We start from the raw sequence: 14927 nt of genomic DNA, 5'->3' as shown, positions 1-14927 counted from the left end.
CTGCCCCCCAAAAGTTGGACTAAACCTCCAACGGATTAAGGTGCAGATTTTTTATGACTAAATATAACCAACAATTCAAACAACAAGTCATCGAGTTTTATCTTCAAAATGACAAAAACCGTTTATTCACTCAACGATATTTTCAATTATCCAAGAAAACCTTAACTCGATGGATTGCTCAATTTAATCATAACGGAATCAATGGGCTAGCGGTGATAGGTAAGAAGCAAAAATATTCCCCCGAATTCAAATTAACCGTCATACAAGCGGTCAAAAAGGGGCAATTTTCTGCGGAAAGCGCCTCCCTTCATTTTGGCATTGCTAATTCAGGTTCGATTAGCCAATGGTTGCACATCTTTGAAGAACAAGGTATAAACGGCTTATTACCCAAGCCCAAAGGTCGTCCGACAATGAAACCGAAATACCCGAAAATGCCTCCTCCACCTAAAACTGAAGAAGAACGCTTACGTTATCGTATTTTAGAGCTGGAAGCAGAGGTAGCTTACCTAAAAAAGTTGCGGGAGTTCAACCAACAAAAAATGCGGCAAAAGCAGCCATCGTAAAAACGTTGCGAGTGGATTTTCCCTTAGAAATCCTCCTCCCTTTGACTGGTTTAAAACGTAGTACGTTCTTTTATCACTTACCGCCTAAAATCGATAAAAATGCAGTGATTAGGCAGAAAGTGATTGAGATTTATCAAGATAATGATGGCAATTACGGCTATCGTCGTATTACGTTAAAGTTACGTGATTTTTTGGGTGCGATTAACCATAAGCGTATTCAAAGGATAATGCAACAGCTTGATTTAAAAGGGAAATGTAAGCAGAGGAAATATCGTTCTTATCAAGGTGAAGAGGGTAAAATTGCCGAGAATGTATTGCAACGGGATTTTCACGCAACGGCGCCAAATGAAAAGCTCGTCACGGATATCACCGAGTTTAAATGTGCGGAAGGCAAGCTCTATTTATCGCCTATTAAGGACTTGTTTAATAGTGAAATTCTTGCTTATGATTTAGCAAGAAGCCCTAACTTTGAGCAAGTGATGCGGATGCTAAAGCAAGCGGTCGCGAAACTGCCTAAGGACGCTAAACCGATTTTACATTCCGACCAAGGTTGGCAATACCAGATGGCAGGCTATCAAGACATGCTGAGAAAACATCATATTAAACAAAGTATGTCGAGAAAAGCGAATTGCTTGGATAATGGGGCAATGGAAAGTTTTTTTGGGCGATTGAAAACGGAATGTTACTTTGGTAAGCGATTTGAAACTTTCGAACAACTTGAGAAAGTGATTCACGAGTACATTCATTATTACAACAATGAGCGTATTCAAGTGAAATTAAAAGGACTGAGCCCTGTACAATACAGAACTCAGTCCTTAAATTAAACAGTCTAACTTTTTGGGGTCAGATCATTCATAGGCTCCTTGTTTTTAGAATTTAACATTCACAACTAATATAAAATTCCGTCCCGTTTGCGGTACAAATTGGTGGTAAGAGGTGTGAATATAGACTGGTTGGTTGAGTAAATTAGTACCGTTTAGACTGATTTTGTAATCCAAATCTTTCCACTTATTACTATATGCCACACCAATATTTAACATCGTATTACCTTCCGTAATATATTCCAACTGACTGGTACGGCGTTGAGTAAAGGTACGGATCAATTCTAAATCTCCTGACCAATTTGGGGTAAACTCCGCATTAAAACGAAAACCTAGTCGTACAGGAGGGGTTCGAGGCGTATTTTGATCAGCACGATAAATCAAATAATCTTCACCTGGTTTAGCATCTTTTGGTAAATAATCTTTAAATACGCTGTAATCGCTGTTTACCGTCAGTGGAGGTAAATTGGTCAGCCAGCCTCTTACCATATCACCAAAAATCGTGGCTTGGTATTTGTCGTTAAAGCGGTAGCTTGCCTCAGCTTCTATGCCGTAAAAACGGGCTTTTGCCTGGTTATAACGACGCATAAATAACTGATTTTCACGGAATAAATTTTCATTGTAAATGTAGTTTTTAAAGTGGTTGTAATAAACATTCACTTTGTACCCAACTTGCTCAGTTTGATAACCTAAGCCTAGTTCTACATTGTTAGATTGCTCTTTTTTCAAATCTTTATTGCCGTATTCAAACGAGTTAGTCGCAATATGCTGTCCATGATAATACAGCTCCATCGGCGTTGGGAAACGTTCATTATGCGATGCAGTAAACGAGAGCTGATAATCTGGGTGGAAGAACCAATTTAGCGTACTGGAATAGGCATAAGCGTTTTGGTTATAAGGTGACAGATCTGGCTCAACCTGTTTACCACCACTAATGCGATAATGATCCTGCAAGCGTTTGATTTCATTGCGATCGTATTCAATTTCAATCTTCTGCTTTTCTACTCGTCCAGCAAATTCAAGAGCAAAATTATCCCACATATATTGCTCAATACCAAACAGGCTCATCTGTTTATTCGTGTTTTCAACCAGCGGGAATTTCACTTCACGATCTTTCGGTGCATGCATGCTGCTCTTCTGAGTTTGGTACTGCACGCCCCATACACCGGTTAAACCACCTAGTGGTGCATGATAGATTTCCAAGCGGGCATTTTTACCTCGATTTTTGAAAATATTGACCGGTTTGCCATAATCCTGATCTTTTTTCAGCTGTTTATGGTAGCGTGTTGCTAACACACCGGCATCTTTTTCGTCATGGTAATAATCGGCATCGGCGTAGCTTACTTTAATTTTATCAATACCTTTGAATGGCTGACGCAACTCGGCTTTTACATCAAATCGTTTGGATTCTAAATCAACCCATGGACCAGGGTGTGTATGGTCGTGATCGTGTCCGAATGGATTATCGTGGCTGTGTGTACCATCTTCTGCATGATCAGTTCCACAGTGGAAATGCGGATTGCTCCCAATGTTTTCCTCGCCAATCAAATGCGGATAGAGATAGGTATAGGCGTATTTGCCCTGTTTATTGCCATAAATATGCCCAATACAGAAATCGAATTTATGGTTATGCCCTGGTAAGCCATAGTTATCCCGCCGTTTACTGTATGACGCACCGATATAACCTTGCTCACCAACAAAGGATAACCCTAACGTGCCGACTTTTGATTTATTATAAGTATCCGGGACATAGTTTAACCGTTCACCTAAATTAATCCCTGGAACACGGTAGTTATCGCTGTGGCGGGTCAGTCCTTCGGCTCGCACCGCAATATGTTTGCCGATACCAAAGGTTGCCCCTAATGCGCCGACTTTCTCTTTGGCAGCGGTATCAAAACGGCTATTGAGTTCCACCTCATAGCCCTTTTCTGGGATCTCAGTTGGAATACGTTTATCTACCACGTTCACAATCCCCGCCGGTGAACTGCTGGCATAAAGCAAGGTACTGGAACCACGCAAAATTTCTACCTGTTTAGCAAGCAATGAATCGGCAACTACCGCATGATCTGGCGATAGGTTTGACATATCAATCACATCCGAACCGTTTTGCAGAATACGAATTCTCGCGCCTTCTTGGCCACGGATAATTGGCTTACTCGCGCCACCGCCAAACGGGTTACTGTGTACACCTAACTCCGCTGCAAGCGCATTGCCCAGCGTTGCCGAACGCTTTTTAAATTCCTTACCTGCAATAATTTTATCACTGACTTTCAGTAAGGTAACTTCACTTCCTTGCGAAATACTCGGCGTGCTACCAACTACTGAAACTTCGTCTAACACTGCAACATCGTTATTGTTTGCCCAAACAAGCGGGCTAAATTGGGCTGAAATCAACACAGCTAGTAATTTTTTATTAAACAATTTTATTCTCCATAAAATAATTATGGTTAATAAGTTACTGCAAAATATGAGACTTGACAATAATAACCATAAAAAAATTATGTGTTTTTATCTTTCCCCTCTTGCCAAGCAGGAAACATATCCATTAAAATTTTATGGATTTAACTTAACGGAGATAAAACATGCGTTCTACATTTAAACTTACTCTTGCCGCAATTGCGGTTTCTTTTGTGATTACTGGCTGTAAATCTAGCCATGGTCCATCTGTGGTAGCAAAAAATTCAGAGCCTCAACCAATTCAAATCACAAAGGAAAAGGATAAAAAGGAAGAATCGAATAAGGCCAATAACATTCCTGCTAAACCTGAGCTACCAAAACCGGTGCAACCGGCTAAACCGGTTACTCCAGCCGAAACACCAAAACAGCCAGAGTCCATTGTTCCTACACCAGAAAAACCTGCTCAACCAGAACAACCCGCACAACCTGATATACCAAAGAATAAACCGTACGCTTCTGGTATTAATGAGGATAGCAAAGGCAAGGCATGGCGAGTTGTTGCATTAAGTCGAAATGGCAGTTTGCTCAATATTAGTGAATATCGCAAAGATCATCTGGATTCACTGACTAAAAGCAAAAATTCACCTCTTGATAATAGCAAGGAATTTGGGGAGACAGAATATAATCATTTTCTTAGTTTTGAACTTGGACAAAATGAACAGGGTAGCCCTTTTATCAAAAATCTTAATCAAAAAGGTAATAACTACTTAGGGCAACATAGTGGCATCTACCAAGATAGTAAAATTGTTGGGGATTCAAATAAAATCAACTACTTGTACGTGAATCAGCCTTATTCTAGTTATGGAGCACTATTTACAGATGCGAATAACAGCAATCTCTTCCATGTACAACTCAGCACAGGAAGAGATGGAAGGAGAATCATTAGCGAAGGAGAAAGTGGCGCAAGCTATGCTGAATATGGCGTTTATACATTAAATGGTCAAACTGCCAAATGGAATAATGGGCTTGTAGGTGATGCTGTTTACCAAGGAAACGTGATTGCACGTATTGAAAAGCAGATTGGCGATAAAACCGTTGTCTTTGCTCCACAAGTAGATGGCGATGTAACCTTGAACTTGCACTTAGATAATAATTGGACAGACAGTAAGCTTAGTGGGAAAGTAAATAGTACAACTATAGGTGAAATTAAGCTTGAAGAAAGTAAACTTGCTCCAGCAACTTATTTAGTGGATCATATTGGCTTTAATGGCGAAGCTAAAGCAAATAACTCGTTGGAAGGCTTCTACTCTGTCGAGTTTGCTGGTCCAAAGCTTAACGATGCCGTTGGTTCTATTGAATTAGAAAATAAAACGGATGATATTAATAACAATGACATAACTAAATATAACGCTGTATTTGGTGCAGTGAAAACTGAAAAATAGGCTCGCCATAGCTAAAAGGGCTGGTAACAGCCCTTTTCTTTTTCTAAGGATAAGAAATGAAGAAATTTCCATTACTGTTTTTTTTTCCGACATTACTCTTTGCTCAAGATCCCAATAGTACACCTAGCCAAATAGAACATATCGCTAAACCAACATCGGCACCCTTACAGCTTGCAGTGGAACAATCGTCTCGCCACATTTTTAACGAAGCTGAATTACGTGCTAATCAGGCATTAACCGAAAAATTACTCAGCCAAGCTATCTATACTCGCCAGCTCACTAATATGGAAAAACTGGTGATAATTTATCAAGATTTTAACCAAATTGACCCAATTTTATTGCGCTATGCTCAAGGTAAAATCGCGCTACTTAAAGGAAATTATTCACAAGCTATTCGAGAGTTTCGCACTATTCTTGCTAAACAACCTGAACTAAATACCGTACGAATTGAACTGGCAATTGCATTACTACATGATCAACAAACGAATGCGGCAAGTGAACAATTCGATAAAGCTAAAAGTGCCAAAAACCTACCTTATAAAGTGCAGCAACTGATTGAACAGTATCAGCAATATCTGGAGAAAAAACAAGCTTGGAAGTTCAATTTCTCTGCCCACTATGTACGGGATGGTAATATCAATAACACATCCAAACAAACTGAAATTGAGCATACCGGCTATGTGAAACAGCCTAACCTGTTACCACAAACTGCGCACGGAATTCACTATTCTTTTGGACTACAAAGAGATTTTAACCTACTTGGCTCGCATTACCTTAGTTTCGATAATCAAACGCAGGGGGAACTTTATTGGGATAATCATGACTACGATGAAATCACCAATCGCGCTTTGTTTGGCTATGCTTACAAAAAGTCACACCAAACCACCCGCGTATTGCCATTTTATGAAAAACGCTGGAAACATCATCAATCAGAACGCTGGACAAACGGATTAAGGCTAGAACATGCATATTGGCTTTCTATTCACTGGCAACTTGCTACTGCATTCGAGTATGGGAAAAAACGCTATTTCGACCAGCACATTTACAATGGCAGCTATAAACTTGCTTCAGCTACCCTACTCTGGCTACGTAATCCGCAACAGTTTTTCTTTATTGGTACCGATTTCAACCGAGATAAAACCGTATTGAAACAACATAGTTCTGATACCAAAAGCTTACGTTTCGGCTGGCAGCAGGAATGGCAAACACTTGGATTATCAAGCCGCCTGACCCTTGCTTACACCGACAGACATTATAAAGACACTGCGGTGCTGGGTGGCAAACTTAATCTAGGTAAAATTCGCCATGACCGTGTGAACAGCATTAATCTTACCCTTTGGAAACGAGATTGGCATTGGTTAGGGCTTACACCCAAACTGCAACTTGGCTATGCTAAACATCATAGCAACTTACCAAGCCTATATGCTTACACGGATAAAAATGCGAATCTAATCATCGAAAGTCGTTTTTAATCTAATAATTAAAAACGATATGATTTGCCCCAAAAAGTTGAACAGATTAATAAACTATAAAGGCTGAGCCTCGGGATTGAGCAGGGCCCAGTCCTTTTAAATCCAGTTTAGTAATAATACACTAAATATTCTTCCAACTCGGTCTGTGGCGCTACTATCGATGTATAACTGCGATGGTAAAAGCATTCTGATTTCAAAATCCCAAAGAAACCTTCAATTAGCGCATTATTATAACAGCTATCGACTCATGCTCTGGATAACTTTTCCTTCTAACATATTTCGCCACGCCGCTGTACCATTACACCTTGAGCATAATGAATAATCGGACCATCCGTGGCTTTTAATTGACTCAGCCCTTGTTCTAGCATCTTTTTAACCATCGGGAATTTGGGACATGTCGCAATCTGATAAGAGATAATTTCTCAATTAGCTAATGAAAAATAAAGTTTTTCTTGCGAACAATAGAATAGATCTTGCTGGACATTCCTCAGCTTCAAGATAGTTGTATGATTTAATCTAACACCGATTTGACGCAATTTTAGAGTTAAAGCACGATAACCATCCCGCTATTCTCTCAACATCACTGCTTTTTCTTCAGAATAATTTCGTTTAACCTCTTGATAATAAAAGGGGGAGCTGACCATTTGAGCCACTTGCAATAAATCATTTAATGAATGTGCTTTTTTAGGGCATGAATGGCGGTTCCTTTTTCTGCTGTCGTTTTTGGCAGTCAAGCCCTTCAACCTTTTAAGTAAGCAATCTCATAGCGGGAAATCGCAAGCTCACGTTGTTATTTTTTTAAAGGCGTGTAGTGATAAATCTGTTGGTTCAGGCACGTAAATCTGTTTCTTTTTTATCTTTGATCTCAATATTTTAGGTAATTCAAGCTACCCAAAAGATGATTCTCTGCCATCTAAGCACTTTTCACGAAAAACCTTAAACCAACTAATGCCAAGCAAAACAGATGCAAAAATATAAGTAGTTGCGAACAAAAACTAAAACTTTCGCTTTAGGTTTTTACAGATTATTTGTATTCTTCAAGCCAAATAGTCAAGATAGCCTCAAGAACCTGTTCGTTTGACGCTTCCGGATCATCATCAAAATCGTCCATTTCGCAGATCCATTTGTGCATATCGGTAAAACGAACCGTCGTCGGATCTAAATCCGGATTCATATCATAGAGATTTTCCGCAATCATGCGTGTATCAGACCATTTCATTAGTGCGTCGCCTCATTTGCATGATTTAAGTTATATTTCGGAATCTCTACCACTAAGTCTTCCTCGCCGACTACACATTGGCAACTTAAACGGCTGTCCATTTCCAGACCCCATGCTTTATCTAGCATATCTTCTTCTTGATCGGTCGTTTCATTTAATGAATCAAATCCTTCACGAATTACCACATGGCAAGTGGTACACGCACAAGAACCGTCACAAGCATGGTGAATTTCAACACCTGCATTGTGTGCTAACTCTAATAAATTGTCGCCGGTTTGCGCTTCAATCACCATACCTTCCGGGCAGAACTCTTCATGCGGAAGAAAAACAACTTTTGGCATAATATCCTCTCTTTGATTTACCATCGAAAGACACGGAAATCAATTAATGCAAGCGGTCGGATTTTGCCGATTCTTTGCAAATACTATTTTCCGAGTATTCCGTATTTTCAGTGATAAAAACTAAATAATCTCATCAACGGCTTTACCCGCTAATGCTTTTTGGATTGATAAATTCATTCGCTTCGCAGCAAATGTTTGTGTGGCGAGATCTAAATCTTTTACCCCTTGGGCAATCGCTTGTCGATCCGTCCCTTGTTTTAATTGAATCAGTTTTGCGATTTCCGCTTCAATTAATTTAAACTCCTCAACGCTTAATACTTCCGCACCGTCTTGTTGTAATGCCGAAATAACCGTATCAATCGTTCTGTCCGCTTCAACTCGCTGTTCGGCAAGTTGGCGGGCTTCCATATCTTCTTTGGCATTGGTCATTGAAGATTTAATCATTTGTGTAACTTCTTCGTCAGTTAAACCGTAAGACGGTTTAATTTGAATCGAAGCCTGCACTTTAGTCGATTTTTCCATTGCCGTTACGCTGAGCAAACCGTCCGCATCCACTTGATAAGTAACACGAATCGTCGCCGCACCGGCAACCATCGGCGGAATGCCTCGTAACGTAAAGCGACCGAGTGAACGACAATCTTCGACCAACTCACGTTCGCCTTGTAACACATGTACGCTCATTGCGGTTTGACCGTCTTTCGCGGTAGTAAATTCTTGCGCACGTGCAACCGGAATCGTCGTGTTACGCGGAATAATTTTCTCAACTAAACCGCCCATCGTTTCGATACCGAGAGAAAGCGGTACCACGTCTAACAGCAGCATTTCGCTGTCCGGTTTATTACCGACTAAAATATCTGCTTGAATCGCCGCCCCTAATGCCACAACTTTATCCGGATCAATCGAAGTTAAAGGCTGCTTACCGAAAAACTCACCGACTTGTTCACGTACAAACGGCACTCGAGTCGAACCGCCCACCATCACTACTTCACGGATTTCTTCGCCTTCCACGCCGGCATCTTTTAACGCACGGCGACAGGTCATCAATGAACGCTTAACTAACGGTTGAATTAACTCGTTAAATTGCTCACGGCTTACCGTGCCTTGCCAATTTGCAAATTTCACTTCGGTTTCGACCGCTTGTGAAAGTGCTACTTTAGTTTGGGTGGCAAGGGTTAATAACTTACGCTGTTCGTTAGCATTTTGCGGTTTGTAATTTGCCTGTTGTGCAATCCAATCTGCGAGTAAATGGTCGAAGTCATCGCCGCCAAGTGCGGTATCGCCGCCGGTCGCCAACACTTCAAATACACCGCGACTTAAGCGCAAAATCGAAATATCGAAAGTGCCGCCGCCTAAGTCATAGACCGCAATCACGCCTTCTTGTCCGCTATCCAAACCGTAAGCAATCGCCGCTGCCGTCGGTTCATTTAATAAACGTAATACGTTTAAACCGGCAAGACGTGCCGCATCTTTAGTGCTTTGGCGTTGTGCATCGTCAAAATACGCCGGCACGGTAATGACCACACCGGATAATTCCCCGCCTAAACGTTGTTCGGCAAAGCGATTTAAGTGGCTTAAAATATCCGCCGACACTTCAACCGGGCTTTTATTACCTTGCTTGGTTTGAATAAGTGGCAAGCCGTTATCGCTGGCAATAAATTGATAAGGCAAATCCGGATAACGTGTTTGTACGTCTGCAAGCGAGCGACCGATTAAGCGTTTCGCCGAAATGACCGTATTTTGCGGATCGAGACTCGCCTGTGTAAATGCTTCAATCCCAACCGTTTTTTGTTGTTCGCCGTAGTGAACGACTGACGGCACTAACGCACGTTCCTGATCATCTAACAACACCTGCGTTTGCCCGCTACGTACACTTGCCACCAATGAATTGGTTGTACCAAGGTCAATACCGACGGCTAAACGATGCTGATGCGGCGCAGCCGTCTGCCCCGGCTCAGCAATTTGAAGTAATGCCATTATTTTTTATCTCTCTTTATATAATATTATGTTTTAACTCTACCAAATTCCGCTCAAGATCTAATTCAAAAACGAGTACTTACTGCACTCTCTCCCCCTGTGGGAGAGAGTGATAAAATTATGCGACCGAATAGCCCATATTTTCCGGTGCGAATACGCCTTGGTAGTGGCGTTCGATCGGGACGGCGATTTTACTTTCTAATTCTAATACTTGATAACCTTGTAAATTCGCAATATCCGTTTGCCAGTTTTCCCAGCGTAAGTCTTTATAAAAATCGGTTAAATCACCGGCTAACGCCCAGCCGAGAAATTCCGAATAACCTAAATTTAACGGTTCCCATTTTTGGGTTTTCGGGTTGTGATAATAGACCTGTCCGACTTTATCGCCTAAGCCGCCGGCATTAATCGCAAAATAACCGCCGATTGCATCGTCCGCCACTAATAAATGGCTCGGTTGTTCGCCCGATTGTTTAAAGGTTTTTCCGAAATTCCAGTCGAATAATCCTCTCGGTAACTTTTCGTTACCTGAGCCTAAAATACGTAACCAGCCGTGATCAATAAAAATACCGCCGGTCTCATACACGATTGCGCCCATCGGCGAACGCGTCGAAAGCTGCATTCCGACTAACGCCGCACCGGCGTCTTCCGGATAGCTCGCTAAAATTTCATAATGATTTTTTGCTTGCGTAAACCAATCTCTTAAAATGAGCCACGCCGATTGCTTATCTAATAATTCTTCTAATGCTTTCATTGCAAAATTTCCTTTAAATTCGACCGCTTATTTTCGGGCTAAGAAATAAATCCCCAAACCGCAAGCAACCGTTAATAAGCCGATTAACTGATTTAATTGGAAAGGACGAACCGCCATTCCGAACAAACCGAAATGGTCAATAATCGCCCCTGTGACCAGCTGTCCGACAATAATAAAAAACAGCATATTGGTAATGCCGATTTTAGGTGCTAAAAATACCGTAGTAAAGACGAACCCGGCGCCTAAAATACCGCCGAGCAATTTCCAAATCGGCTGTGACGGAAGCTGTTGTAACGCACCGCTTAAATCCGTTTTCCAAAAACAGAATAACAATAACGCAATCGTCCCCGTTGCAAACGAAATTGCCGCTGCTACCAAAGGTTGCCCGAGCATTGCCTGCGCTAATCGGCTATTAATTGCCGCTTGGCTTGCCAGAGCGGAACCGGCGACCAGTGCCAATAAAATATAGGGTAAAGCCATTTGCAAAATTCTCTTAAAATCAGACCGCTTGTATCCGGCTGATACCGCTACATATCAAAGAATTTTTCTTCAACTTTTTCGATTTGAATAATCAGCTTTTTAAAATAGCGTAAGCGATCGGTCAGCCCATTGGCTTGTTGCCATTGTTGCGCTTCCAGCGTTTGTTGCAGTTGCTCTAAAACGGCTTTCTGTTCGGTTTTAATTTGCTTTAGAAAGGCGGTTAATTCAGCTTCATCATGACGATGCTCTATTGTTTCCAGTTTCTCATGCCACTCCATCTGTTGCATTAAGAACTCGATATCTCGCATACTTTTTTCTTCGAGATTTTTTGCTTCGCCGGTATGAATTTCAATTATTGCTTCCGCACGTAGAATCGGATCTTTAAGCGTTTGTAACGCTGAATTTATATCTGCCGATTTTTGTACCGCCGCTAATTGTTCCGTTGAAGAACCGTTCGCAAAATTATCCGGATGCAGTTGTCTTTGCAATGCCAAATAGCGTTCGGAAAGTAGCGCGTTATCCAATTCAAATTGAACCGGTAAATCAAATAGTGCAAAAGGATTATTCATTGTTTATCTCTATACGTTAAAACTTTCACCACAGCCGCAAGAATCTTTCACATTCGGATTGTTATATTTAAAACCTTCGTTTAAACCTTCTTTGACGAAATCCAATTCGGTACCGTCTAAATAAGTCAGGCTTTTTTCATCTACAATCACTTTTACGCCGTGTTGTTCAAAGACATGATCATCCTCATTTAACACATCAACAAACTCAAGCACATAAGCCAGTCCCGAACAGCCCGACGTTTTCACACCTAAACGTAAACCGATCCCTTTACCACGGTTTTCTAAGAATGTACGAACTCGATTTGCTGCTGTTTCGGTTAATGTAATTGCCATAAGTTATCCTTTTTAATCTGTTAAATGAAAGCGATCTTTACCACAGAAAACACGGAAATACACGAAAAAGTTGATTTTGCAAAATTTTGCGAAAAAACAACCGCTTGTTTTCGTGCTTTCCGTGTTATTCGAAGTTAATTATTATTTAGCTTGTTTTTCTTTATAATCGGCAATCGCTGCTTTAATTGCGTCTTCCGCAAGAATTGAACAGTGAACTTTTACCGGTGGTAATTCCAATTCTTCTGCGATGTCGCTGTTTTTAATTGCGCCCGCTTCTTCTAAAGATTTACCTTTCACCCATTCGGTGATTAAAGAACTTGATGCGATTGCAGAACCGCAACCGTACGCTTTAAAGCGTGCGTCTTCAATAATACCCTGATCGTTCACTTTAATTTGTAAACGTAAAATATCACCGCAAGCCGGCGCACCTACCATACCGGTACCGATATCCGCCGCTTCTTTATCAAATGTCCCTACGTTACGTGGGTTCTCGTAATGGTCAATTACTTTTTCGCTGTATGCCATTTTGTATTCCTTCTGTTAAATTCTGTTATCAGTAAAATATTGTTTGCAGTTGCTAGGCGAACCGCCGCAGACAGTACAATCAGTACGGCAAGGCGGTTCAACAACGCAAATGCATTGCAATATTTCTACTGATTAGTGGTGATTCCACTCGATTTTTGATAGATCCACACCTTCTTTAAACATTTCCCAAAGTGGAGAAAGCTCACGAAGTTTTACGATTGCTTTTTTCACAAGCTCGATGGTGTAGTCGATTTCTTCTTCGGTTGTCCAACGACCTAAAGTGAAACGAATCGAGCTGTGTGCCAATTCATCGTCACGACCGATTGCGCGTAATACGTATGAAGGCTCTAAACTTGCCGATGTACACGCTGAACCTGATGAAACCGCAATATCACGTAACGCCATCATTAATGATTCGCCTTCAACGAAGTTGAAGCTGATATTTAAGTTTGAATCTACACGTTTACCTTCTTCCATTGAACCGTTTACATACACTTCTTCGATATCTTTGAAGCCGTTGTATAAACGGTCACGTAATGCACGTAAGCGAGGCATTTCTGTTGCCATTTCTTCTTTAGCGATACGATATGCTTCGCCCATACCTACGATTTGGTGTACAGGTAATGTACCTGAACGCATACCACGCTCGTGACCACCACCGTGAATAATCGCTTCGATACGAACACGTGGTTTACGGCATACATATAAGCCGCCGATACCTTTTGGTCCGTATAATTTGTGGCTTGAGAAAGACATTAAATCCACTTTTAATTCTTGTACGTTTACCGGCACTTTACCGACCGATTGCGTTGCATCCACGTGGAAAATGATTTTTTTCGCACGGCAGATTTCACCGATTGCTTTGATGTCTTGGATAACACCCATTTCGTTATTTACGTGCATCACGGAAATTAAAATGGTGTCCGGACGAATCGCCGCTTCTAATTTCGCTAAATCTAAAATACCGTCTTCTTCCGGATCTAAGTAAGTTACTTCAAAACCTTCACGCTCTAACTGACGGCAAGTATCCAATACCGCTTTGTGTTCGGTTTTAACCGTGATGATATGTTTACCTTTAGTTTGGTAAAAATGCGCCGCACCTTTGATCGCAAGATTATCCGACTCCGTCGCACCTGAAGTAAATACGATTTCACGGCTGTCCGCGCCGATTAAATCCGCAATATGGTTACGTGCAACATCTACCGCTTCTTCCGCTTCCCAACCGAATTTATGCGAACGTGAAGCCGGGTTACCAAAGATACCGTCTTTGGTCATATATTGCATCATTTTTTGCGCAACACGCTCGTCCATCGGCGTAGTTGCTGCATAATCTAAATAGATAGGTAATTTAACTGACATTGTTACTCCTAACTCGCTTTAAATAAGCGGCCGTTTTTATTGAAATTGTTGCAATTAATGTTTGTGTGAATGATCGTGGCAATGTTCTTTTTCACAATCGTGATCCGAATGTTCTTCAACAAGTTCCGCTAAAGTAATCGTATTTAAAAACACACCGATTTGTTCTTCTAAACGTTCCCATAAATGATGGGTTAAGCACTGAGAGTTTTTGCTACAGTTGCCGCTACCTTTACATTTGGTTACGTCGAGATTTTCATTCACCGCCGCAATAATCATCCCCACACTAATCTCTTCAGGTTGCTTACCGAGTTGATAACCGCCGCCCGGACCTCTCACGCTATGCACGATTCCTTCGCGACGTAATTGAGCAAATAATTGTTCCAAATACGACAATGAAATCGCTTGACGTTCCGAAATATCGGCAAGGCTTACCGGCAAAGACTTTCCGTGTAACGCAATATCTAGAATCGCAGTTACCGCATAACGCCCTCTTGACGTTAATTTCATAATTTTTGTCCCTCTTTTAATAAGGAAATAGTAATCGATTTACGGTGTGAATTTTGATATACCTGACTGTTACAGTCAAGAATTTTACACTTATCACACTGAAAGGTTTTATAAATGATAAAGATTATTAATAATCCTTATTGATAACATAAAAGAATAGTTTGCATTTTTTTA

At 41.1% G+C, this 14927-nt stretch carries 15 protein-coding genes; 3 read left to right on the top strand and 12 right to left on the bottom strand.

The genetic code is table 11. The features are described 5' to 3' along the window. Positions 1 to 53 precede the first annotated feature (53 nt). A protein-coding gene (locus ASU1_RS11710; protein ID WP_095177160.1) for an IS3 family transposase occupies positions 54 to 1387 on the top strand; the annotation gives its coding sequence in 2 pieces (ribosomal slippage) (positions 54 to 507 and positions 507 to 1387; 1335 coding nt in all). A gap of 45 nt (positions 1388 to 1432) precedes the next feature. Here the strand turns inward: ASU1_RS11710 and ASU1_RS02085 are convergent. After that, entirely contained in the window at positions 1433 to 3805 is a 2373-nt protein-coding gene (locus ASU1_RS02085; RefSeq protein WP_014991189.1) for a TonB-dependent receptor, read from the bottom strand. Between the two features lie 161 nt (positions 3806 to 3966). Between ASU1_RS02085 and ASU1_RS02080 the strand changes: the two genes are divergently transcribed. After that, positions 3967 to 5223, top strand: coding sequence for a membrane protein (locus ASU1_RS02080; RefSeq protein ID WP_014991188.1), 1257 nt, complete (start codon positions 3967 to 3969; stop codon positions 5221 to 5223). 56 nt (positions 5224 to 5279) lie between these two features. Further along, positions 5280 to 6695 carry a surface lipoprotein assembly modifier gene (locus ASU1_RS02075; RefSeq protein WP_005601256.1) on the top strand — a complete coding sequence of 472 codons (1416 nt, stop codon included), beginning with the start codon at positions 5280 to 5282 and terminating at the stop codon, positions 6693 to 6695. A 107-nt stretch (positions 6696 to 6802) separates the two neighbouring features. On the opposite strand, the gene ASU1_RS12110 is transcribed toward ASU1_RS02075, so the two are convergent. The 11 genes from ASU1_RS12110 to ASU1_RS02025 form a co-directional block, all read right to left on the bottom strand. Next, positions 6803 to 6913 (bottom strand): IS3 family transposase, encoded by a 111-nt coding sequence (locus ASU1_RS12110; protein ID WP_080512808.1) that lies wholly within the window; start codon positions 6911 to 6913, stop codon positions 6803 to 6805. Positions 6914 to 7719: 806 nt separating this feature from the next. Then, positions 7720 to 7914: a Fe-S cluster assembly protein IscX gene (iscX, locus tag ASU1_RS02070; RefSeq protein WP_005619222.1), complete on the bottom strand. Its 195-nt coding sequence runs from the start codon at positions 7912 to 7914 to the stop codon at positions 7720 to 7722. After that, the gene (gene fdx / locus ASU1_RS02065) at positions 7914 to 8255 is read right to left on the bottom strand and encodes an ISC system 2Fe-2S type ferredoxin (protein WP_012478457.1); all 342 of its coding nucleotides are present in this window, start codon (positions 8253 to 8255) and stop codon (positions 7914 to 7916) included. The genes iscX and fdx overlap by 1 nt, the downstream gene beginning before the upstream one ends. 120 nt (positions 8256 to 8375) lie before the next feature. Further along, complete coding sequence (gene hscA, locus ASU1_RS02060; RefSeq protein ID WP_039194930.1) at positions 8376 to 10229, bottom strand: Fe-S protein assembly chaperone HscA; 1854 nt, start codon at positions 10227 to 10229, stop codon at positions 8376 to 8378. Positions 10230 to 10347: 118 nt separating this feature from the next. Further along, on the bottom strand, positions 10348 to 10980 hold the full coding sequence (locus tag ASU1_RS02055; protein WP_005597602.1) for a DUF2625 family protein: 633 nt from the start codon (positions 10978 to 10980) through the stop codon (positions 10348 to 10350). A gap of 27 nt (positions 10981 to 11007) precedes the next feature. Further along, entirely contained in the window at positions 11008 to 11460 is a 453-nt protein-coding gene (locus tag ASU1_RS02050; RefSeq protein WP_005612279.1) for a DMT family transporter, read from the bottom strand. Positions 11461 to 11507: 47 nt separating this feature from the next. Next, on the bottom strand, positions 11508 to 12029 hold the full coding sequence (gene hscB / locus ASU1_RS02045; RefSeq protein WP_005597605.1) for a Fe-S protein assembly co-chaperone HscB: 522 nt from the start codon (positions 12027 to 12029) through the stop codon (positions 11508 to 11510). Between the two features lie 9 nt (positions 12030 to 12038). Then, a complete protein-coding gene (gene iscA / locus ASU1_RS02040) occupies positions 12039 to 12362 on the bottom strand; it encodes an iron-sulfur cluster assembly protein IscA (RefSeq protein WP_005597607.1) in 324 nt (107 codons plus the stop codon). A gap of 141 nt (positions 12363 to 12503) precedes the next feature. After that, a complete protein-coding gene (gene iscU, locus ASU1_RS02035; RefSeq protein ID WP_005597611.1) occupies positions 12504 to 12887 on the bottom strand; it encodes a Fe-S cluster assembly scaffold IscU in 384 nt (127 codons plus the stop codon). 132 nt (positions 12888 to 13019) lie between these two features. Further along, a complete protein-coding gene (locus ASU1_RS02030) occupies positions 13020 to 14246 on the bottom strand; it encodes an IscS subfamily cysteine desulfurase (RefSeq protein ID WP_005612282.1) in 1227 nt (408 codons plus the stop codon). A 54-nt stretch (positions 14247 to 14300) separates the two neighbouring features. Beyond that, positions 14301 to 14753 (bottom strand): Rrf2 family transcriptional regulator, encoded by a 453-nt coding sequence (locus ASU1_RS02025; protein ID WP_005597614.1) that lies wholly within the window; start codon positions 14751 to 14753, stop codon positions 14301 to 14303. Positions 14754 to 14927: the final 174 nt, after the last annotated feature.

It is taken from the genome of Actinobacillus suis ATCC 33415 (assembly GCF_000739435.1).
GTDB lineage: Bacteria > Pseudomonadota > Gammaproteobacteria > Enterobacterales > Pasteurellaceae > Actinobacillus > Actinobacillus suis.
Note: the sequence above shows the minus strand (reverse complement) of the source record. Positions and strands in the feature narration are given on the sequence as shown.